Source organism: Streptomyces sp. NPDC090741 (genome assembly GCF_044769045.1).
Taxonomy (GTDB): Bacteria; Actinomycetota; Actinomycetes; order Streptomycetales; family Streptomycetaceae; genus Streptomyces.
In genome coordinates this window covers 206304-227548 of the sequence record NZ_JBIVXF010000012.1, presented here as the reverse complement: position 1 = coordinate 227548, position 21245 = coordinate 206304, and the positions used below count along the sequence as shown (strand labels likewise).

17 protein-coding genes and 1 other RNA gene are annotated in these 21245 nt (G+C 73.0%); 9 read left to right on the top strand and 9 right to left on the bottom strand.

Features of this window, described 5'->3' with window-relative positions; translation table 11 throughout:
- Positions 1-114: 114 nt before the first annotated feature.
- From ACIQU4_RS29765 to ACIQU4_RS29750, 4 genes are all read right to left on the bottom strand, one after another.
- Positions 115-1029, bottom strand: coding sequence for a carbohydrate ABC transporter permease (locus ACIQU4_RS29765; RefSeq protein ID WP_403737045.1), 915 nt, complete (start codon positions 1027-1029; stop codon positions 115-117).
- Complete coding sequence (locus ACIQU4_RS29760; protein ID WP_403737042.1) at positions 1026-2393, bottom strand: carbohydrate ABC transporter permease; 1368 nt, start codon at positions 2391-2393, stop codon at positions 1026-1028. Before ACIQU4_RS29760 ends, ACIQU4_RS29765 begins: the two co-directional genes overlap by 4 nt.
- Before the next feature lie 4 nt (positions 2394-2397).
- Positions 2398-3807: an ABC transporter substrate-binding protein gene (locus tag ACIQU4_RS29755; RefSeq protein WP_403737039.1), complete on the bottom strand. Its 1410-nt coding sequence runs from the start codon at positions 3805-3807 to the stop codon at positions 2398-2400.
- 117 nt (positions 3808-3924) lie between these two features.
- Entirely contained in the window at positions 3925-7539 is a 3615-nt protein-coding gene (locus ACIQU4_RS29750) for an FtsK/SpoIIIE domain-containing protein (protein WP_403737036.1), read from the bottom strand.
- A 473-nt stretch (positions 7540-8012) separates the two neighbouring features.
- Between ACIQU4_RS29750 and ACIQU4_RS29745 the strand changes: the two genes are divergently transcribed.
- Both ACIQU4_RS29745 and ACIQU4_RS29740 read left to right on the top strand, forming a co-directional pair.
- Positions 8013-9752 (top strand): serine/threonine-protein kinase, encoded by a 1740-nt coding sequence (locus tag ACIQU4_RS29745; protein WP_403737033.1) that lies wholly within the window; start codon positions 8013-8015, stop codon positions 9750-9752.
- A gap of 186 nt (positions 9753-9938) precedes the next feature.
- Positions 9939-11195, top strand: coding sequence for a serine/threonine-protein kinase (locus tag ACIQU4_RS29740; RefSeq protein WP_403737030.1), 1257 nt, complete (start codon positions 9939-9941; stop codon positions 11193-11195).
- A 74-nt stretch (positions 11196-11269) separates the two neighbouring features.
- Here the strand turns inward: ACIQU4_RS29740 and ACIQU4_RS29735 are convergent, their stop codons facing one another.
- Positions 11270-12301 carry an isopenicillin N synthase family dioxygenase gene (locus ACIQU4_RS29735; protein ID WP_403737027.1) on the bottom strand — a complete coding sequence of 344 codons (1032 nt, stop codon included), beginning with the start codon at positions 12299-12301 and terminating at the stop codon, positions 11270-11272.
- A 313-nt stretch (positions 12302-12614) separates the two neighbouring features.
- Between ACIQU4_RS29735 and prfB the strand changes: the two genes are divergently transcribed.
- A complete protein-coding gene (prfB, locus tag ACIQU4_RS29730) occupies positions 12615-13724 on the top strand; it encodes a peptide chain release factor 2 (protein WP_403737024.1) in 1110 nt (369 codons plus the stop codon).
- A 121-nt stretch (positions 13725-13845) separates the two neighbouring features.
- On the opposite strand, the gene ACIQU4_RS29725 is transcribed toward prfB, so the two are convergent.
- Positions 13846-14040 (bottom strand): hypothetical protein, encoded by a 195-nt coding sequence (locus tag ACIQU4_RS29725; RefSeq protein WP_030161346.1) that lies wholly within the window; start codon positions 14038-14040, stop codon positions 13846-13848.
- 264 nt (positions 14041-14304) lie between these two features.
- Here ACIQU4_RS29725 and ftsE point away from each other — a divergent pair, with 264 nt between their 5' ends.
- The 5 genes from ftsE (at position 14305) to ssrA (ending at position 18209) form a co-directional block, all read left to right on the top strand.
- On the top strand, positions 14305-14994 hold the full coding sequence (gene ftsE, locus ACIQU4_RS29720) for a cell division ATP-binding protein FtsE (RefSeq protein ID WP_403737021.1): 690 nt from the start codon (positions 14305-14307) through the stop codon (positions 14992-14994).
- 17 nt (positions 14995-15011) lie between these two features.
- On the top strand, positions 15012-15944 hold the full coding sequence (ftsX, locus tag ACIQU4_RS29715; RefSeq protein WP_403737018.1) for a permease-like cell division protein FtsX: 933 nt from the start codon (positions 15012-15014) through the stop codon (positions 15942-15944).
- Between the two features lie 67 nt (positions 15945-16011).
- Positions 16012-17232, top strand: a complete 1221-nt coding sequence (locus tag ACIQU4_RS29710; protein WP_403737014.1) for a S41 family peptidase — start codon at positions 16012-16014, stop codon at positions 17230-17232.
- 18 nt (positions 17233-17250) lie between these two features.
- Positions 17251-17736: an SsrA-binding protein SmpB gene (gene smpB / locus ACIQU4_RS29705; protein WP_403737011.1), complete on the top strand. Its 486-nt coding sequence runs from the start codon at positions 17251-17253 to the stop codon at positions 17734-17736.
- 84 nt (positions 17737-17820) lie between these two features.
- Positions 17821-18209, top strand: a transfer-messenger RNA (tmRNA) gene (ssrA, locus tag ACIQU4_RS29700).
- Positions 18210-18282: 73 nt separating this feature from the next.
- On the opposite strand, the gene ACIQU4_RS29695 is transcribed toward ssrA, so the two are convergent.
- From ACIQU4_RS29695 to ACIQU4_RS29685, 3 genes are read right to left on the bottom strand one after another with little or no spacing between them, the layout of a single operon-like run.
- Complete coding sequence (locus tag ACIQU4_RS29695; protein WP_403737009.1) at positions 18283-18540, bottom strand: Txe/YoeB family addiction module toxin; 258 nt, start codon at positions 18538-18540, stop codon at positions 18283-18285.
- Entirely contained in the window at positions 18537-18812 is a 276-nt protein-coding gene (locus tag ACIQU4_RS29690; RefSeq protein ID WP_403737006.1) for a type II toxin-antitoxin system Phd/YefM family antitoxin, read from the bottom strand. Before ACIQU4_RS29690 ends, ACIQU4_RS29695 begins: the two co-directional genes overlap by 4 nt.
- A 28-nt stretch (positions 18813-18840) precedes the next feature.
- Complete coding sequence (locus ACIQU4_RS29685; RefSeq protein ID WP_403737003.1) at positions 18841-20115, bottom strand: MFS transporter; 1275 nt, start codon at positions 20113-20115, stop codon at positions 18841-18843.
- A gap of 84 nt (positions 20116-20199) precedes the next feature.
- Here ACIQU4_RS29685 and ACIQU4_RS29680 point away from each other — a divergent pair, with 84 nt between their 5' ends.
- Positions 20200-21171 carry a LysR family transcriptional regulator gene (locus tag ACIQU4_RS29680; RefSeq protein WP_403737001.1) on the top strand — a complete coding sequence of 324 codons (972 nt, stop codon included), beginning with the start codon at positions 20200-20202 and terminating at the stop codon, positions 21169-21171.
- Positions 21172-21245 lie beyond the last annotated feature (74 nt).

The following is a 21245-nucleotide window of genomic DNA, read 5'->3' as shown; positions in this document are numbered from 1 at the left end:
GTCGGCGCGGGCATTTTGCCAAGGAACCCCCGGCGTGGCGATCGGGTTACGCAGCGTGTGGCATTCGGGTTACCCAGCGTCAACGTCGCACGTCAACCGGCGTGTCCGTGTGTCCTACTTGATCGCTCCCGCCATCACCCCCGAGACGAACTGCCGCTGGAAGGCGAAGAAGACGACCAGCGGGACGAGCATCGACAGGAACGCGCCGGGGGCCAGCACGTCGATGTTGTTGCCGAACTGCCGTACCTGCTGCTGGAGGGCGACCGTGATGGGCGGGTGCGCCGAGTCCGCGAACACCAGCGCCACCAGCATGTCGTTCCACACCCACAGGAACTGGAAGATGCCGAGCGAGGCGATCGCCGGAGCGCCCAGCGGCAGCACCACCCGGGCGAACAGCCGTAGTTCGCCCGCTCCGTCGAGGCGGGCCGCCTCCAGCAGCTCGCGCGGGATCTCCGCGAAGAAGTTGCGCAGCAGGAAGATGGCGAACGGCAGCCCGAACGCGGTGTGGAACAGGACCACTCCGGCCGTGGTCTCGAACAGCCCGATGGCGCCGAAGAGTTCCGAGACCGGGATCAGCGCCACCTGTACGGGGACGACGAGCAGCCCGACCACGATCAGGAACAGCCAGTCCCGTCCCGGGAACTCCAGCCAGGCGAAGGCGTATCCGGCGAGCGAGCCCAGGGTGACCACGAGCAGGGTCGCCGGGACCGCGATGGCCACGGTGCTGAGCAGGGCGCTGGTGATGGTGTCGTTGGCCAGCAACCGTCCGTAGTTGTCGGCCGTCAGCCGGGTCGGGGCGGTCAGCGCCTGCCACCAGCCGCCCTTGTTCAGGTCGGTGGGGGAGAGGAAGGAGGAGATCAGCAGCCCGAGCGTGGGCACCAGCCAGAACAGCGCGGCCAGTACCAGGAACACCCGGACGGCCCCGGCCGCGGCCCCGGCGGCGAGCCGGCCGGCCCGGGCACCGGCCCGGGCAGCGGTACGGGCCCCGGTGCTGCGTGCCCCCGGGCGGGCCTGCGCGGCGGCGCTCATCGGGTCCTCTCCTTCCGCAGCCTGCGGATGTTGTAGAGCATGACCGGGACCACCAGCACCAGCAGCAGCACCGCGATGGCGCTGCCCAGCCCCGGATCGGCATCGGTGCCGAAGGAGGTGCGGTACAGCTGGAGGGCCAGGACGTTCGCGTCGTCCTGCACCGAGCCGGGCGCGATCACGAAGACCAGGTCGAAGATCTTCATCACGTTGATGACGAGGGTGACGAGGACCACCGCCAGCAGGGGCGCCAGCAGCGGCACGGTGACCCGGCGGAACACCTGCCACTCGTTCGCCCCGTCCACCCGCGCCGCCTCCAGCAGCTCACGCGGTACGGCGGCCAGCCCGGCCCCGATCAGCACCATCGCGAAACCGGCCCACATCCATACGTACGCCCCGATCACCGCCGGCGTCACCAGCGTCGGGCCGAGCCACTCCACCCCCGCGTACGCCTCGCGGAAGTTCGACGCGGGCAGCCGCAGCAGCGCCCCGTCGGCCTTCGCGGACAGGGTGAACGTGCCGTCCGGGCGGGCCGTCGCCGAGTCGACCACCCGGCCGTCCTTGACCGCCTCGACCCGGATCCCGGCCAGCCCCGACTCGGACGGGTCGACCGCGTTCGTACGACCGCCCCCGCCCCGGGTGAAGTCCTGCCAGACCGTCCCGGTGACCTTGCCGGGCTCGGCGGGGGCGGCCCTGGCCGTACGGGTCCCCCCGGGCAGGTCCTCCGGGGCCACGCCGACCAGCGGGAGCAGCACCGGCACGCCCGCCCGTACGGGATCACGGGTCGTGAAGCCGCCCGCGTCGGACCCCGCGGCCGGGACCAGCGGGGAGTCGCGGCCCGGGCGGGCCTTCGGGAAGGCCGAGGACTCCGCGAAGGTGTCGTGCACCCCGACCCAGACCGCGTTCGCGATGCCCCGGTCGGGATCGTGGTCGTACACGAGCCGGAAGATGATGCCGGCCGCCAGCATCGAGATGGCCATCGGCATGAAGACGAGCAGCTTGAACGCCGTGCCCCAGCGCACGCGTTCGGTGAGCACCGCGAAGATCAGTCCGAGGGCGGTGGCGGTGGTCGGGGCCAGCACCACCCACAGGGCCGTGTTCCTCAGGGCCGTGCGGATCGTGTCGTCGTGCAGGATCTCCGTGTAGTTGCCGCCGCCCACGAACGTGTCGCCGGTGCGGTCGAAGAAGCTGCGGTAGAGGGAGTAGCCGATCGGGTGGACGACGAGCGCGCCCAGCAGCACCAGGGTGGGCAGGAGGAACGCCGCCGCGACGAGGCGCCGGCGCCGGATCTCCGCGGACCGTGCCGTCGCGGCGGCCCTGGCCTTGGCGGCCGTGGCCCTGGTGGGCGAGGTGGTCTTGGCTGCCACGGGATCAGTTCCCGTAGGCCTTGGCCGCGTCCGCCTCCAGTCTGGCCTGGGTGCCCGCCACGTCCGACGGGTTCGCCAGGAAGTCCTGGAGCGCCTTCCACTCGCCGGCGCCGGGGGTCCCGCCGAACGCCGCCGGGGCCTGGTCCGACATGTCGAAGCGGAAGTCGTCGCCCGCCGCGATCAGGGACTTGGCGATGTCCCGCTGGATGGCGTTCGGATAGGCGCCCGGATTCACCGCCTTGTTCGGGGAGATGAACCCGCCCTCGCGAGCCTGGATCTCCGCCGCGTCCGGGGACGCCAGGAAGGTCAGCAGCGCCTGCGCGCCCTTCGACGGCTTCAGCGCGACCGCCACGTCACCGCCCGAGATGACGGGCGGCTTGGCGCCGACCGCCGGGAAGTCGAAGACGAGGGCGTCCTCGCCCACCTTCGCCTCCGTCTGCGCGATGTTCACCGCCACGAAGTCGCCCTCGAAGACCATCGCGGCCGCCGGGCGGTCGCCGCCGGTGAAGGTCTGCGTCACCGACTTCGGGAACTCGGTGGACAGCGCCCCGCTCGCCCCGCCCGCCAGGAAGTCCTTGCGCCCGAACAGCTCACCGAGCGTGGTCAGCGCCTGCTTGACGCTGGCGTCCGTCCACTTGATCTCGTGCTTGGCCAGCTGGTCGTACTTCTGCGGACCCGCCTGGGAGAGGTAGACGTTCTCGAACCAGTCGGTGAGGGTCCAGCCGTCCGCACCGGCCACCGACACCGCCGGGGTGCCGGAGGCGGAGAGGGTGTCGGCCGCCTCCAGCAGTTCCTTCCACGTCTTCGGGGGCTGCACGCCCGCCGCCTTGAAGGCCTTCGCGTTGTACCAGATCAGCGACTTGTCGGCGGCTTTGTAGTACACGCCGTACTGGGTGCCGTCGACCGCGCCCAGCTTCTTCCAGCCGTCCGCGTAGTTCGCGTCGAGCTGCGCCTTGGCCTCCGGGCCGACCGGCTGCACCCACTTGTTCTGCACGGCGGCGGTCAGGGCCCCGACCTGCGGGAGCAGCGCCACGTCCGGCGGCTGGCCGCCCGCGATCTTCGTACCGAGGAAGGTGACGATCGGGTCCTGGGCCGGGACGAAGGTGACCGTGGCACCCGTACGCTTCTCGAACTCCTTCAGGACCTTCGTGAAGTTCGCCTGCTCCGGACCCGTCCAGACCGCCGCGACCTCCAGCTTCTCGCCGGGCAGCTTCGGTAATTCGACCGGCGGCCGGGCCTGCGGGGACGACTCCCCGCCCGGCGGCGGGTCGGCCTTCTCGTCCCCGCCGTCCCCGCAGCCGGCGAGGGCCAGCGCGCCCGCGGCCGCGAGGGCCGTCCAGACGGCGGCACGGCTCCTTCTCCGGTTGCCCGTGCGGCTACGGTTCTTCGTACGGCCCGTTCCGTGCCTTCGCATGGCTCTGCCCCCGATGCCCGTGGTGTGCCCGTGGTGTGACTCGTCCCACAAGGTCTACGCCGAGCCGCGCACCCCCGCAATACCGCGTCGAACCGCGGCGCGGTCTTCCGGGCCGGCTCAGGGGGAGGGCGGGAACAGCACGGGTATCGCCGAGACCAGATGCGAGGCCCGGTCCAGGGCGCTCGCCAGCAGCGCCAGGTCGGTGGGGCCGTTGCCCAGCTCGCGCACGGGCCGGCGGGCCGGGGGATCGCCCATCCGCTCCCACTCCACCGGCACCACGGTCGGCCGCTGCGTCGCCGTCCGAGGGATCCGGCCGGTCACCCGGCCGCCCTGGAACGGGACCGTCCGCCCGTCGGCGTACCGCAGCCGGCCGCGGCCGGGGCCCGGCTGGTCGGGGCCGTCCAGATCGATCCGCAGCGGGTTCGTACGGGCCAGCTCGGTGTCGGCCGTACGGTCGGGGCGGGCGCTGGTGGCCACCAGGTGAACCCCGAGCCGGGCGCCGTCGCGGGCCACCGCCTCCAGCGCCCGTACGACGGATCCGGCGGCGGGCCGGCCCGTACTGCCGAGCCCCGGCGCGACCAGCGCGTCGAAGTCGTCCACCAGCACCACCAGACGGGGTAGCGGGCTAGGCCCCGCCGGGTCGGTGCGCACGGCGGAGGCGCGCAGCCGGAGCGTGCCGGTGCGCTGCGGGTCGAGGTCGCCGAGCAGTTCGCCGGGGCTGGGCCGGCGGGGCGTGACCATCCGGTCGGAGACCTCCCGCCGGGCGTGCCATTCGGCGAACGGGACCCCGTCCAGGAGCTCGGCCCGGCGCTTCAGCTCGGCGCCGAGGGCCTGGGCGAACTCCCGCATGCGGACGGGGTCGGAGGCGACGAGGTGCGCGGAGACGTGCGGGAGCTCGGTGCAGGGCTGGAGCCCGTCGCCGCGCTCGCCGCCGGCCCCGTCGAGGAGGACCAGCCCGAGCCGGTCGGGCCGGGCGGCCGCGGCGAGCGAGGCGGCCACCGAGCGCAGCAGCTCCGTACGACCGCTGCCGGCGGGCCCCTCGATGAGCAGGTGCGGGCCGTCCTGGACCAGCTCGGCGCCGATCGGGCCGCGCCGGCCGCTGCCGAGCACGAGCTCGGCGCGGCCGCCGACCCCCTGCCCCTGGTCGGTGGTGGCGGCCCAACGGGCCATCAGGGAGGCCGGGGTGGCCCGGGCGAGGCCGAGCTCGTCCAGCAGGCGGGCGGTGTTGGGGAGCGCGGCGGCGAGGGCCGGGCGGGGCCCGGCGGGGGAGGGCTCGGCGCGCAGCGGGGCCAGGGCCCGGGCGAAGCGCTCGGCCCAGGCGGCGGAGACGGCGTCGGCGGTGGCGGTGGTCCCGGGCGGGGACGGCTTGCCGCCGGTCACCGTGAACGTCCGTACGGTGGTGGCCACATCGCCGCTGAGCAGGGCGGCCGCGCCGCAGCCCCGGAAGGCGGGGCTGCTCGCGCAGGCGGCCTCGTACGTCTGCGTGAGCGGGGAGCCGGGCGTGGCGGCCGGCGTCTCGGCGAGCACGAGGAGGTGGATCCCGGCGGCCGGGCCGTGGGCGGTGAGCCGGCCCGTGATGTCGCGCAGCGCGCCCGCACCGGGATCGCCGTCGACGACGAGGAGCGTGTACGGGCCCTGATGGGCCTCGCCGACGGGGCTTTCACCGACGGGGCCCTCGTCGAGGCGGCGGGTCAGCTCGGCGGTGCGGGCGGCGGCCTGGTCGCGGTCGTACGCGAGGAGCAGGCGGCAGTCCTGGCCGTGCGCGGGCCGTACGTGCGGCAGCCAGCCGAGCCAGCCCCAGTCGGCGCGCCGCTCGGCGAGGCCTCGGGCGCGGTCGGCGGCGAGGAGCACGATCTCCAGCTCGCCCGGCCCGTGCAGGCCGGCGAGCTGGGCGACGACGGACCGGGCGACCCCGGTCAGCCGGGCGCGGGGCCCGGCGATACCGAGCGAGCCGACCTCCTGGAACGCGACCCGGCTCCCGGCCCCGAGCCCGACGTCGAGCCGCCCCCGGCCCCGGGACCAGAGCCGCCGGGTGGGCCCCAGCGCGGCGAGCAGCAGCGTGGCGGGATCATCGGCATCGGGCGCGGCGGCCGCGACGGCTTCGGCGGCGGCGCTCCCGTACCCGGGGTCCTCTTCCCCCCGCACCCACTTCCGGGCCCAGGCCCCGAGCCCCCGCTTCCGCGCCCGCTGCCCGCCGCTGCCGGCCTCGGCCTGGTCCGTGCCGGGCGCGCCGATGCGCACGCCGCCGCCCGGAACGACCCCGGAGAACCCGCCCGAGCCCGAGCCGCCCGCGCCGCTCCCCCCGGCCCCGGCGGCGCCGGAGTCGGGTCCGCCGGCCCACCGGGCGCCGGCCCCGCCGGTACCGGCCTCCCGTGCCGTGCGGGGTGCGGCTGAGCCGCCCCACCCGGCCCCGGACCCGCCCGTACGGCCGGCCCCGGCTGCGCCGGTCTCCCTGCCCATGCCGGGTGAGGCTGCGCCGTCCCGTCCGGCCCCGGCTGCGCCGGGTGCTGAGCCCGACTCTGCTGCGGCCGCGCCGCCCCGTCCGGCCCCGGCTGCGCCGGTCTCCCGTGCCGTACGGGGTGCGTCGGCGCCGGAAGCGGAACCGGGCTCGGCCGGGGGGCGGCCGGTGCCGCCGGGAGCGGCCGCGCCGCTCCAGCCGGGCACGGAACGGCCGCGCCCCGCGCCGGCCCACGCGTCGCCGGACGGGGTGGCGGGCGCGGCTGTGCCGGGCGATCGGCCGGAGTCGGGACCGCCGGTCCACCCGGCGCCCGAGGAGCCGGGGTGGGACGGCGAAGCCGCGTCGGGGCGCAGCCCCGGGCGGTGCTCGTCGGGGTCGGGGGCGGAGCCCCCGTTTCGGGAAGGGGCGGGGTGGGGGAACGACCCCTGCGGGCCGCCGGTCCCACCGCTCCACCCCGCGCCGGAGGCGCCGGCGGCCGCACCGGGCTCCCGGCCCGAGCCGGCTCCCCGGCGCCCGTCGCCCTCGCCGGTCCACCCCGTGCCGGGACCGGCCTCGCCGGGGCGCCCAGCGCCGGGACCGGCCTCGCCGTAGTGCCCGGCTGCGGAGTCGCCGCCGGGGGCGGCCGGGAGGGACAGGTGGCCTTCCAGGTCCGGGACCACCCGGAGCGGGGCCGGGGTGTCGGGGGCCAGGCGGAGTGTCGATTCGCCGATGCGGAGCAGCGCCCCCGGCGCCAGCGCCACCGGCCGCGCGCCCACCACGGCGCCGTCCACCGTCGTGCCGTTCGTCGAGTCCAGGTCGGCCACGGCCACCCGCCCGTCCGGCATCACCGTCACCGCGCAGTGCAGCCGCGAGACATCCGGATCGTCCAGCGGGACATCCGCGTCGGCCGAGCGCCCGATCCGGATCGCCCCCGGGTGCAGCAGGTGCACCCCGCCCGCGTCCGGCCCCGCCACCACGTGCAGCTGCGCGCCGTCCGTCCCGTCCGGCAGGACGTCCCCGTCCGGCAGGACGCCCGGCACCGGCGCGTGCAGCCCCAGCACCGCCCCGTCCACCAGCGGCGGCTCCCCGAGCACCCGCCGCTGGAGGTCGAGCCGCTCCGTACCGGCGTACAGCACGACCGTGCCGCCGGTGTCGGGCCCGCCGACGGTCGCCGCCAGCCCGGAGGCCACGGCGGCGAGCGCGGTGCCCACGGGCGCGGTGACGAGCACGTCACAGCCGGCGGGCGCGGTCTGGTGGCCGCTGCGCGACCCAAGGACGGTCAGCCGGATCTGCATCGCCGTCAGCGGTCCCTTCTGCGCGGTGCGCGGTGCGTGCGCCCGGCAGGGGTACGGCGGGGCATGGCTGCCCCGATCAACCCCCCACCCGGCACGGCGCGTCGTCCGGTCAGGTCTGCCCGGAACGCGGGCTCCCGTCCCGGCCGTTCCGTACGGGTGCATCCTCGCACCTGTCACTGACAACACGCCCGGCACCCGGCAATAAATGATCTTGAATGATCACACCCCTGCGCGTGTCGCGTACACGCCCGGGCGCGGAGCCCGGCCGAAAACTCGCGGACGGCCGGGGAAAATCGCCCCCGGCATACCCCCCAAACCTCACCCTTCGTACAAATGTGCGGCAACCAACCTCCGGCACCCCGCGTCTTCCCCGGAGACACCCCCTAGAGTGGGCCGGAAAAACGAACCACAAAACGAACCGCAAAACGAACCACAAACGAACCACAGCAGGACGACAGCAGGGAGCGCGAGACGTGCGGCCAGTCGGCAGCAAGTACCTGCTCGAGGAGCCGCTCGGACGCGGCGCCACGGGCACCGTCTGGCGTGCCCGCCAGCGGGAGACCGCCGGCGCGGAGGCAGCCGTCGCCGGGCAGCCCGGCGAGACCGTGGCCATCAAGGTCCTCAAGGAGGAGCTGGCCCAGGACGCGGACATCGTCATGCGCTTCCTGCGTGAGCGCTCGGTCCTGCTGCGCCTGACGCACCCCAACATCGTGCGCACCCGCGACCTCGTCGTCGAGGGCGATCTGCTCGCCCTCGTCATGGACCTGATCGACGGCCCGGACCTGCACAAGTACATCCGGCAGAACGGCCCCTTCACGCCGGTCGCCGCGAGCCTGCTGACCGCCCAGATCGCGGACGCGCTCGCCGCCAGCCACGCCGACGGCGTGGTCCACCGCGATCTGAAGCCCGCCAACGTCCTGCTCGACGAGCGCGGCGGCCAGATGAAGCCGATGCTCACCGACTTCGGCATCGCGCGCCTCGCCGACTCCCCGGGCCTGACGCGCACGCACGAGTTCGTCGGCACCCCCGCCTACGTGGCCCCCGAATCCGCCGAGGGCCGCCCGCAGACCTCCGCCGTCGACATCTACGGCGCCGGCATCCTGCTCTACGAACTGGTCACCGGCCGCCCGCCGTTCGCCGGAGGCACCGCCCTCGAAGTCCTCCACCGCCACCTCAGCGAGGACCCGCAGCGGCCGCCGAACGTGCCCGAGCCGCTCTGGATCGTCATCGAGCGCTGCCTGCGCAAGGAGCCGAACGAGCGCCCCAGCGCCGAGAACCTGGCCCGCGGACTGCGCGTGGTCGCCTCCGGCATCGGCGTGCACAGCGCCCCCTCCGAGGTGGAGGCCGCCCTCGGAGTCGGCGCGCTGCTGGCACCCGACCCCTCGCCGGCGCCGGTCCCCGGGAGCGCGGGCGGTGGCGTCGCCGCCGCGTCGCCGATGGGCGCGTACGACCCGAACGGCATGACCAGCGTGCTCCCGCCGGTCGGTGCGGCCGACGCCACCTCGGTGCTGCCCAGCACGGGCGGCCCCGGCGGCCCCGGGGCGGACCCGACCTCGGTCATGCCCCCGGTGCAGCGGCCGGACCAGCCGCACCCGTGGCAGTCGCAGATGCAGGCCGCGCGCGACCGCAACGAGCAGACGCAGATGCAGTACCTCGACCCGGCCGAGGACCCGCTGCGCCGCCGTCCGCAGCGGCAGGCGCCCCCGCCTCCGCAGCAGCGGCCCCAGCAGCCCCCGCAGTACCGCCAGGGCCCGCCGCCCCAGCAGTACCAGCAGCAGCCGCAGTACCAGCAGCCCCCGCAGCAGCCGTACTACCAGCAGCAGCCGCCGCCCCAGCAATACCAGCAGCCGCAGCAGGCCCCGTACCAGCAGCCACAGCGGCAGCCCCAGCCCCAGCGGCAGGCGCCCCCGCAGCAGCAGCCCCCGCAGGCCCCGCCGCCGCGCGCCCCCCGGGAGCCGCGCGAACCGCGCCCCCGCAGCGCCAACCCGGTCAAGATCCCGGGCCTGGGCTGCCTCAAGGGCTGCCTGGTCCTGATCCTGCTGTTCGTGGTGGCGGGCTGGCTGGTCTGGGAACTCACCCCGCTCCAGGAGTGGGTCGGCACCGGCAAGGGCTGGTGGGACCAGCTGTGGACCTGGGGCTCCGACATCGCCGACTGGGTCAGCGCGATCGGCGACTCCACGGGCAGCGGCGGCTCGGGCAGCGGCACGCCCTGAACCGGGGCCCCGTAGCGCTGGCTTCGGGGACCGGTTCGCAGGCAGGTTCGCGGACTGGGTTGTGGATTTGTCGACTTCTGGGACGTGATTTCGCCCCCAGAAGTGAAGGTCGCCGCGTTCCGGGGCGTTCAACCCCCATCCGGCCGCGTAGCTTTGGTGCGTACGCCAGCCGCTGAGGGAGCAGTCGTGGCACGGAAGATCGGCAGCCGGTACACCGCGCACCAGATCCTGGGGCGCGGCAGCGCGGGCACGGTGTGGCTGGGCGAGGGGCCGGACGGGCCCGTCGCCGTCAAACTGCTGCGCGAGGACCTCGCGTCCGACCAGGAGCTGGTCGGACGCTTCGTCCAGGAGCGCAGCGCGCTGCTCGGCCTGGACCACCCGCACGTCGTCTCCGTCCGCGACCTCGTCGTCGACGGCAACGACCTGGCCCTGGTCATGGACCTCGTACGCGGTACGGACCTGCGCACGCGCCTCGACCGGGAGCGGCGGCTCGCCCCCGAGGCGGCCGTGGCGATCGTCGCGGACGTCGCGGACGCGCTGGCGGCGGCGCATGCGGCGGGGGTCGTGCACCGGGACGTGAAGCCGGAGAACGTCCTGCTGGACATGCAGGGGCCGCTCGGGCCCGGAGGCTCGCATCCGGCGCTGCTGACCGACTTCGGAGTGGCCAAGCTGATCGACTCGCCGCGGCGGGCGTCCGGGGCGCCGGGCGCGCGGGCCTCGGCCCCGACGACCCGGATCATCGGCACGCCGGACTACCTGGCTCCGGAGATCGTGGAGGGCCTGCCGCCGCGGGCGGCGGTTGACATATATGCCCTGGCCACCGTGCTGTACGAGCTGCTGGCGGGTTTCACGCCGTTCGGCGGCGGGCACCCGGGCGCGGTGCTGCGGCGGCACGTGACGGAGACGGTGGTCCCGCTCCCCGGGATCCCGGACGAGCTGTGGCAGCTGATCGTGCAGTGCCTGGCGAAGGCGCCGGCCTCACGGCTGCGGGCCTCGGAGCTCTCGGCCCGGCTGCGGGACCTGCTCCCGCTCCTGGCCGGGATGCCGCCGCTGGACGTGGACGAGCCGTACGAACCGGACCCGGATCCGGAGCCGGCGGAGTCCGTCTCGGAGGCGGACCCGGTGCGGCGGCGTGGCGTGGTCCCGCTGGTGCCGGGCTCCGCGACCGACTCGAACCGGGACACGCACACCTCGATGAGGGTTCCGGGACCGGACGAGCTGGCCGGGGGCGCGCTGGGCACGGCCCGGGTGCCGCGCCCTGCGGGCGGCCACCGGCCGGGGTCGGCCCGCCACCGTGCGGAGACGGCCCGCAAGCGGCGGCTCGCCCTGACGGCGGGGGCCGTGGTGTTGGCCGCCGCGCTCGGCGTGGGCACCTGGCTGGCGGCGTCCGGCGACGAGGCGCCGCCCCAGGACACGAAGCACTCGACCCCGGCGAAGCCGTAGCCGTAGCCGTACCCGGCCTGCAGCCGGACCGGACCGGACCGGCGAGCGGGCCGGGGCCGCTGCGCGGGCCGGGGTTACGCCTCGACCAGTTCCGGGTGCCAGCGGCGGGCCACCGACGGGTGGGCCCGGGTCCAGCCCTTGAGCTCGTTGCGGCCGTACTCCGCGTGCAGCGGGTTCGACGCGTCGTGCGCGACCCCCGGAGCCGACCGCAGGTACTCGCCCGGCACCGTCTCGACCACCGCGTCCAGCCGCGGGTTGTAGAAGAACGGCACCGAGTACCGCTCCACCGCCCCCGGCGGGCTGACCACCCGGTGGTCCGTGGCCACCAGGTACCCCTCCGTCGCGATCTCCAGCAGCTCGCCCAGGTTGACCACGAACGCCCCCGGCAGCGGCGGGATGTCCAGGAACCCGTCCCCCTGCCGTACTTGGAGCCCGCCCACCGAGTCCTGCAGCAGCAGCGTCAGGAACCCGTAGTCCTTGTGCGCCCCGACCCCCTGGTCGGTCCCGGAGGGGGCGGATCCCGGGTAGCGGATCAGCTTCGTGTGCAGGTGCGGCCGGTCCGCGAACGCCTCGTCGAAGAAGTCGGACGGCGCGCCGATCGAGGTCAGCAGCTCCTGCAGCAGCCGGTGGGCCACCGCCGCCAGCCGGGCCTGCCACTCCAGCACCACCGGCCGCAGCTCCGGCAGGGCCGCCGGCCACTGGTTCGGGCCCTCCAGCCACAGGTACGCCGGGTCGTCCGGCCCCAGCGCCGGCGCCGGGCGCTCGGCGCCGACGTCCAGCTGGTCGCGCCAGTCGGAGGCCCCGCCGGTCAGCTCGTGGCCGATGCGGGTGTACCCGCGGAAGTGCGGCGAGTTCAGATTGCTCACCGCGAGCCGGTCGGCCTCCGGCAGGGCGAAGAAAGCCCTGGTCAGCTCAAGGATGCGGGCGGTCTCCGCCTCGGTGATCCCGTGCCCGGTGAGGTACAGGAAGCCCGTGTCCCGGGCCACGGCGTGCAGCTTCTTCAGGAAGTCGCCCCGCTGGGCCGGGTCGTCGGCCTGGGAAAGGTCGATGACGGGAAGGGCGGGAACTGCGGAATCGGCAGAGAGATCGTGGTGCGCGGACGGCATGACGGCTCCGTTTCGGATGTCACGGGGTCCTGTTCCCCAGAGGTGTCGGGGCAGCGGATGGGGAGGGCCGCCGGCAGGGATGGCGCCGGAGCCGCTTGGGCCGCGTACAGGACCAAGTCGGATCGGGGTGGATCAGGCTTGGGGATGGTCCGGCGGCAGACAGCTCGTCGTCGTGACACGCATGTGGTCCACATGGCGGCGCTTGACGAGGAGCAGAGTCATACCGTGAGGGTACGCCCGTTCGCCCACTCACCAGAACGGGTGATCCGGCCTGCCCGGACAGTGCCGCCCGCGGACCGGCTACGCTGGACCCGTGGCAGTCGTCGATGTTTCCGAAGAGCTGAAGTCCCTCTCCTCGACCATGGGGTCGATCGAGGCCGTCCTGGACCTCGACAAGCTGAGGGCAGAAATCGCCGTGCTCGAGGAGCAGGCCGCCGCGCCGTCCCTGTGGGACGACCCGGAGGCCGCTCAGAAGATCACGAGCAAGCTTTCGCACCTCCAGGCCGAGGTCCGCAAGACCGAGACCCTGCGCGGCCGCATCGACGACCTCGCGGTGCTGTTCGACCTCGCCCAGGAGATGGACGACGCGGACACCCTGGCGGAGGCGGAGACCGAGCTGGTCTCCGTACGCAAGGCGCTGGACGAGATGGAGGTCCGCACCCTGCTCTCCGGCGAGTACGCCGAGCGCGAGGCGCTGGTCAACATCCGTGCCGAGGCCGGCGGCGTCGACGCCTCCGACTTCGCCGAGCGCCTCCAGCGCATGTACCTGCGCTGGGCCGAGCGCCACGGCTACTCCACCGAGATCTACGAGACCTCGTACGCGGAAGAGGCCGGCATCAAGTCGACCACCTTCGTCGTCAAGGCCCCGTACGCCTACGGCACGCTCTCGGTCGAGCAGGGCACGCACCGCCTCGTGCGCATCTCGCCCTTCGACAACCAGGGCCGCCGCCAGACCTCCTTCGCGGGCGTCGAGGTGCTGCCGGTCGTCGAGACCAGCGACCACGTCGAGATCGACGAGACCGAGCTGCGCGTCGACGTGTACCGCGCCTCCGGCCCCGGCGGCCAGGGCGTCAACACGACCGACTCGGCGGTGCGCATCACGCACCTGCCTACCGGCATCGTCGTCTCCTGCCAGAACGAGCGCTCGCAGATCCAGAACAAGGCCAGCGCGATGAACGTGCTCCAGGCCAAGCTGCTGGAGCGGCGCCGCCAGGAGGAGAAGGACAAGATGGACGCCCTCAAGGACGGCGGAAGCTCCTGGGGCAACCAGATGCGCTCGTACGTCCTGCACCCGTACCAGATGGTCAAGGACCTGCGGACGGATTTCGAGGTCGGCAACCCGCAGGCGGTGCTCGACGGCGAGATCGACGGCTTCCTGGAGGCCGGCATCCGCTGGCGCAAGCAGCAGGAGCAGACCGCGTAAGCACGTATTGACGCATTGACGCATTGACGCACGAAGGGCCCGGACACCTCAGGTGTCCGGGCCCTTCGCCGTATGTCTGCGTCGATGTGTCTGCGTCGATGATCGGGACGCGGCGAGGGAGCTACGCCGTCTGCTGTGCCAACAGGGCCAGAGCCGCGACAAGGACCACCAGGAGCACGATGAGCGCCAGGGGGTTCAGACCGCCGAAGGGGCCCTCCTGCTGCTGGAGGCGCTCCCGGTTGGCCCGGCACACCGGGCAGCGGCCCTGGCTGACGGGCGCGGCGCAGTTCGCGCACACGAGCCGGTCATACGTCATGCGCTCTCCTCCTCTCGTCCCCTTGAACAACGAACACCTTGAACAACGTCCGAAGGAACGACTGCGTTCCCCTACCACTGTGCCAGCTCTGGCGACATTCGGCGCGGCCCGTCCGGGCAATCACGGACCATCCCGGAACGATCCCCTCCCGGACCAGGGGATATATCGGGCAACTCCGGACGCCGGGCCCCCACCCCCCGCCCGTTCGCGTATGGTCACGCACACCGACTCCGCACACCTACTCCCGGCGACCGTGGTGCACCCGTGATCCGATTCGACAACGTCTCCAAGTCCTACCCGAAGCAGAACCGCCCCGCACTCAGAGATGTCTCCCTGGACATCGCGAAGGGCGAGTTCGTCTTCCTGGTCGGCTCCTCCGGCTCCGGCAAGTCCACCTTCCTGCGGCTGGTGCTGCGCGAGGAGCGGGCGAGCCACGGCCAGGTCCACGTCCTCGGCAAGGACCTCGCCAAGCTCTCCAACTGGAAGGTCCCGCAGATGCGGCGCCAGCTGGGGACCGTGTTCCAGGACTTCCGCCTGCTCCCCAACAAGACGGTGGCCGAGAACGTCGCCTTCGCCCAAGAGGTCATCGGCAAGCCGAGAGGCGAGATCCGCAAGGCCGTCCCGCAGGTCCTGGAGCTCGTGGGCCTCGGCGGCAAGGAGGACCGCAGGCCCGGCGAGCTCTCCGGCGGTGAGCAGCAGCGCGTGGCCATCGCCCGCGCCTTCGTCAACCGGCCGGCCCTCCTCATCGCGGACGAGCCCACCGGCAACCTCGACCCGCAGACCTCGGTCGGCATCATGAAGCTGCTGGACCGGATCAACCGGACCGGCACCACCGTGATCATGGCCACGCACGACCAGCAGATCGTGGACCAGATGCGCAAGCGCGTCATCGAACTCGAACAGGGCCGACTCGTGCGCGACCAGTCGCGCGGCGTCTACGGCTACCAGCACTGAAAGGCCCTTGAGACGTCATGCGCGCCCAGTTCGTCATGTCGGAGATCGGCGTCGGTCTCCGTCGCAATCTCACCATGACCTTCGCGGTCATCATCTCCGTGGCCCTGTCGCTGGCCCTGTTCGGCGGCTCCCTGCTCATGCGCGACCAGGTGAGCAAGATGAAGGGCTACTGGTACGACAAGGTCAACGTCTCGATCTACCTCTGCAACAAGAGCGACGCGGAGGACACCAGCGAGAGCGGGAGCAAGGCCTGTGCCAAGGGCGCGGTCACTCCCGAGCAGAAGCAGCAGATCGAGACCGACCTGAAGAAGATGGACCTGGTCGAGACGGTCCACTACGAGTCCTCCGACGAGGCCTACACGCACTACAAGGAGCGCTTCGGGCACACCGCGCTCGCCTCGGTGATCACCCCGGACCAGATGCCCGACTCCTTCCGGGTGAAGCTCAAGCAGCCCGAGAAGTACAAGGTCATCACGACCGCCTTCGCTGGCCGCGACGGCGTCCAGTCGGTCGCCGACCAGCACACCGAGCTCGACAACCTCTTCACGATGCTCGGCTACCTCAACTGGGCCGCCCTCGGCATCATGCTGATCATGCTGATCGTGGCCCTGCTGCTGATCGTCAACACCGTGCGCGTCTCCGCCTTCAGCCGGCGGCGGGAGACGGGGATCATGCGGCTCGTGGGCGCCTCCAGCTTCTACATCCAGGTGCCGTTCATCATGGAGGCCGCCTTCGCGGGCCTCATCGGCGCCGTGTTCGCCTGCGGCATGCTCGGCGCCGGCCAGTACTTCGTCATCGACCACGGCGCCTCGCTGCGGACGAAGATGGAGCTGATCAACTTCATCGGCTGGGACTCCGTGTTGACGAAGCTGCCGTTGGTGCTGGTCATCGGAGTGCTGATGCCCTCGCTGGCCGCCTTCATCGCATTGCGCAAGTACCTGAAGGTGTGACAAGCGCCCCGTGTGAGGTCCGCCCAACCCGGCGTGCCTCCACGGGGCTTGTCCTAGACTCGGCGCCATGCTGGGCTTGCCGAGTATTCCCGCCTTCTGTCTCCGGCCCCGCGACCTGCGTCGCGGGGCCGCTTTGACGTTGGCCTTCGTCGCCGCCGTGGGCGCCGCGGCGGGCACCGGCTGCTGGGACCGCGCGGACGCCGTCGGCGCCGCGGGCGCGGCGGGCGGCGCGTTAGCGGCCGCCGGTACGCAGAACCCCGCGGCCGTGCCCGAGGCTCCCCGGGACACCGCAACCGCCGACCGCGAGGCCGTCGCCCGCGCCGCGGCCGAAGCCGCCGCCGAGGGCAAGTCCGGCAAGAAGGCCGCCCAGGAGGTGGTCAGCCGCAGCGGCGACCGCTGGGGCATGGTCTACGACCAGGGCGAGTACGCCGCCTTCACCGACGACCTCGACGGCCGCTGGACCGGCGTCGGGCTCTGGATCGAGAGCCGCCGGGACGACCGCATCGCCGTCGAGAGGGTTCAGCCCGGCAGCCCCGCCGCCCGGTCCGGCCTGCGCGCCGGGGACCGGCTGCTGAGCGTCGACGGCCGCCCCGTCACCGGCCTGCGCGTCTGCGACGTCGTCGCCCTGCTGCGCGGAGGCGCCGGCACCCCGGTCGTCCTGCACCTCACCCGGGACGGCGCCGACCTCACCGAGACCCTGCGCCGCGAGCAGCTGCACACCGAGCCCGTGACCGTACGGGAGCTCCCGGGCGGGATCACCGTCATCAAGGTCGCCTCCTTCAGCCGCGGATCGGGCGAACAGGTCCGGGCCGCCGTGCGCGCGGCCCCGCCCGGCGCCGGCTTCATGCTCGATCTGCGGGGCAACCCGGGCGGCCTGGTCACCGAGGCCGTGACGGCCGCCTCGGCGTTCCTGGACGGCGGGCTGGTGGCCACGTACGACGTACGGGGGGCCCAGCGCGCCCTGTACGCGAGCCCGGGCGGGGACACCGCGAGCCCCCTGGTGGCGCTGGTCGACGGCGGCACGATGAGCGCGGCCGAGCTGGTGACGGGCGCCCTCCAGGACCGCGGCCGCGCGGTGGCGGTGGGCACGAGGACCTTCGGCAAGGGCTCGGTGCAGATGCCGACGCCGCTCCCGGACGGCTCGGTGGCGGAGCTGACGGTGGGTACGTACCGCACCCCGGCGGGCCGCAGCCTCGACGGCAGCGGCATCACCCCGGACCTGGCGGCGGGCGACGGGGTCGAGGAACGGGCCCGCACGGTATTGGGTGGCCTCGGGGTGGGTCCGTAGTGCGAAAATGACCGCACTATGGCTAAGGAAAAAGGGCGCAAGCTGATCGCCCAGAACAAGAAGGCGCGGCACGACTACACGATCATCGACACCTACGAGTGCGGCCTCGTGCTCACGGGCACCGAGGTCAAGTCCCTGCGCCAGGGCCGTGCCTCGCTGGTGGACGGCTTCGTGTCGGTGGAGAGCGGCGAGGCCTGGCTCTACAACGTGCACGTGCCGGAGTACAGCCAGGGCACCTGGACCAACCACAGCGCCCGCCGCAAGCGCAAGCTCCTCCTGCACCGCGAGGAGATCGACAAGCTGGACTCGAAGACCGGCGAGACGGGCAACACGATCGTGCCGCTCTCGCTGTACTTCAAGGACGGCCGGGCGAAGGTCGAGATCGCGCTGGCGAAGGGCAAGAAGGAGTACGACAAGCGCCAGACCCTGCGGGAGAAGCAGGACACGCGCGAGACGAACCGGGTGATCTCGGCCGTGAAGCGCAAGGAGCGCGGTCAGCTGTAATCTCCTGGCATCCCGTGGTCCACTTCGCGTACCATGGCGTCAGCACCGCCCCTCCGGGGTCGGAGCAGCTTGTAAACAAAACATGGGGATGATCGGTTTCGACAGCGGATGTCGATGCAGGGGAAGCGAGCCGAGGAAGCGGCAATGATCTCGCTAACCACATGTCGCAAAAAATAATCGCCAACTCCAAGAGCGATAACTCCCGCTTCACCCTCGCTGCCTAATAACAGTGAGCTGAAGCCTCTGTGAGGAGCGTCAGCCCGGAAGTGGTCCCGGTCCGGATCCTGGCGTCAATTAGGGATCTAAACCTCTAGCCCCGGTCACGGGGGTTGGAGGGAAACCAAACAGTGACTGAGCCCGTCGGAGACTTGTCCGTGTGATCTCCGGGGCTGAGAAAAGCGCAGCGGACTGCGCTCGGAGAAGCCCTGCTTCTGCACCGTTGGACGCGGGTTCGATTCCCGCCATCTCCACTCATCCCATGTGGGCGAAGGCCCCGCAGCCGCCAGGCTGCGGGGCCTTCGTCATGCCCGGCCCGGGCTCTCGGCATCAGTAGCGGTACCGAGCCTTGAGCACCTTCACTTCCTTGTCGTCCGCCCGGTACACGAGTCGGTGTTCGTCGTCGATGCGGCGAGACCAGTACCCGGACAGTTCGCCTTTCAGCGGTTCGGGCTTACCGATCCCGGTGAACGGGTCGCGCTGGATCTCGCCGATCAAGCGGGTGATCCGACGGGCCGTCTTCCGGTCGGAGGAGAGCCAGAACTGAAAGTCCTCCCAGGCGGCCGGATCGAAGTGAACGCTCCTCACTCCTCCCCTCCGGCCAACTGCCTCAGCTCGTCCATGTTCTTGGTGACCGATGACGCGCCCTCGCGGTCGCGCGCGACGGCCTCCGTCAGCCGCTGGGCGTTGGCGGGGGAGCGCAGCAGGTAGACGGTTTCCTGCCATGAGTCGTAGTCGTCGGCGGACATGAGGACGGCGTCACCGTTCTTGGAGGTGATCCGCACCGGGGCGTGGTCGGTGTTGACGCGTTCGATCAAGGGGAACAGGGTCGCCCTGGCTTCGCTGGCGCTTATGGACATGGTCCGCTCCTCCGGTTGTGGTACGAGTTCACGGTACTTGAGTCGTACCGGAAAGCCGTACCGTTTGGAGGGTCGGGAGGACCAGTAGGGACAGGAGGGCCGCCGCGGCAGGGAGGGCGTAGGGGGTTGTCGGGCCCAGGTGGTCGATCAGGGTGCCTGCCGTGGCCGAGCCGAGGGCTATGCCCGCCAGGATGGCGGTCACCGCCAGGGTCATCGATTCGTTGAGGCGGCCCTCGGGGGCGAGGGCGTGGACGCGGGACATCGCCGTGACCATCGTCGGGGCCGTGGCCATGCCCGCCAGGAGGAGGGCGGCGGCCAGCAGCGGGAGGGAGCCCGTGGCCGCCGCCGCCCAGGGGAGGGCCAGGGCCGCGCTCAGGGCGATCAGGCAGGTCCGCAGGCTGCGCGGGCGCAGGGTGCCGTAGAGCAGGCCGGCCGCGCAGGAACCCGCCGCCTGGAGGCCCAGGACCAGGCCGGTGGCGGCGCCCAGGCCGCGGGCGCCGAGGTGGGCGATCGAGGTGACCTCCATCGAGCCGAACAGCAGGCCCAGGGGAACGAACAGCGCCAGCAACGGCATCAGCCCGCGCAGTGGGGCGGGGGCGCCGCCGGGCCGCGTCGGCGGCGGTTCCGTGGCCCGCTGGGACGTGAAGACCAGCATGCCCGTCAGCAGCAGGGCGGCCGCCGTGATGGTGCCCGCCTCCGGGAAGGCGGCCGAGCAGAGGAACGCCGCCACCACGGGACCGAGCATGAAGCACAGCTCGTCGGCGGCCTGCTCGAACGACATCGCCGTGTGGTGCGCGGCGGGGGAGCCGCGCAGCAGGTGGGTCCAGCGGGCCCGGGACATGCCGCCGATGTTGGGGGTGGTCGCGGTGGCGGCGTACGAGGCGAACAGGGTCCAGGCGGGGGCGTGGTTGCGGACGCAGAGGACCAGCCCCACCGAGCCGAGCACGGCGATCAGCGTCGCGGGGACGGCGATCCGGGCCTGGCCGTACCGGTCGACCAGGCGGGCGGTCCACGGCGCGACCAGCGCGGTGGCGGCCAGCCCGGTGGCGGTGACCGCGCCGGCGAGGGAGTACGAGCCGCGCTGGCCGGCGATCATCATGACCGCGCTGATGCCGAACATGCCCATGGGCAGGCGCGCCAGCAGGTTTCCGGCCGTGAAGGCCCGGGTCCCGGGGAGCGTGAACAGCCTGCCGTACGGGCCCGGCGTGCGCGGCGCCCGGCGGCGGCACGGGGCGGGGGCGATCACCAGCGTCGAGCCGGTCACGGTCATCAGCGGGGCGGGGGCGGAGGAGGTCTGCGGCATGATCCAAGGCTCCGGCGCGGGGTCCCCGGCCGTCCAACACCTGTTCCGGAGCCATTCACCGGCTTCCGTTGTTAGTCTCCCCGGGTGATACCCCGTGATGTGGAACCCCGGCTGCTGCGCGGGTTCGTCGCCGTGGCCGAGGAACTGCACTTCACCCGCGCCGCCGCCCGCCTGTACGTCGCCCAGCAGGCGCTGAGCCGCGACATCCGCAGGCTCGAAACCGCCCTGGGCGCGGGGCTGTTCGTACGGACGACCCGCGCCGTAGAGCTGACCGCCGACGGGGAGCGGCTGCTGCCCCTGGCCCGGCGGGTGCTGGCCGCGCACGAGGCGCTCGCCGCCGCCTTCGCCTCCGCGGGCCCCCGGCCGCTGCTCGTCGACCTCAACACCGACGGGCCGAGCACCGCCCGCACCGTGCTGGAGCGGGCCCGCGAACTCGCCCCGGACTGCGAGCTGATGGCCCGCTTCGAGAGCGGGCTGACGTACGCCGCCGCGGAGGTCGCCGCCGGCCGCCTCGACGTGTCCTTCGGCTACGCCGACGGGCTGGACCCGGCGCTGCGGGCCCGCCTCGCGCACCGGCCCGTACGGTACGAACCGCTCGCGGTGCTGCTGCCCGACGGGCACCCGCTGGCCGCGCTGGCCGACGTACCGCTGGACGCGCTGGCCGGGGAGACCGTGTACGCCGGGGCCGGCAATCCGCGGACCCTGGAGTGGACCGGGCTCGCCCGCGAGCTGTTCGAGGGCCGCGGGATCGCACTCGCGCCGCCCGCGCCCGTGGCCATGGGGAAGGACGAGTTCCGCCGGGTCATGGCCAAGACCCGCCATCCGGTCCTGGTGACCGTGGACTTCCTCGACCTGCCCGGGTGCGCGAAGCGGCCGCTGATCGACCCGGTACCGCTGTCCCCGCTGTCGATGGTGTGGCGCAAGGGTTTCAGCCACCCCGGGCTCGACGCGCTGCACCAGGCCGCGGCCGCCCTCGCCGCCGGGCACGGCTGGCTCGACGTGCCCCCGGCGAGCTGGCGCCCCGCCGCGCTCACAGGCGGCCCCGGCGGCGCGTGAGTGCAAGGTTTCCCACCGGTCATCCGGTGGGGACCGGGGCCGAAACGCGCCGTTCCTACGGTCGTCACCACGGA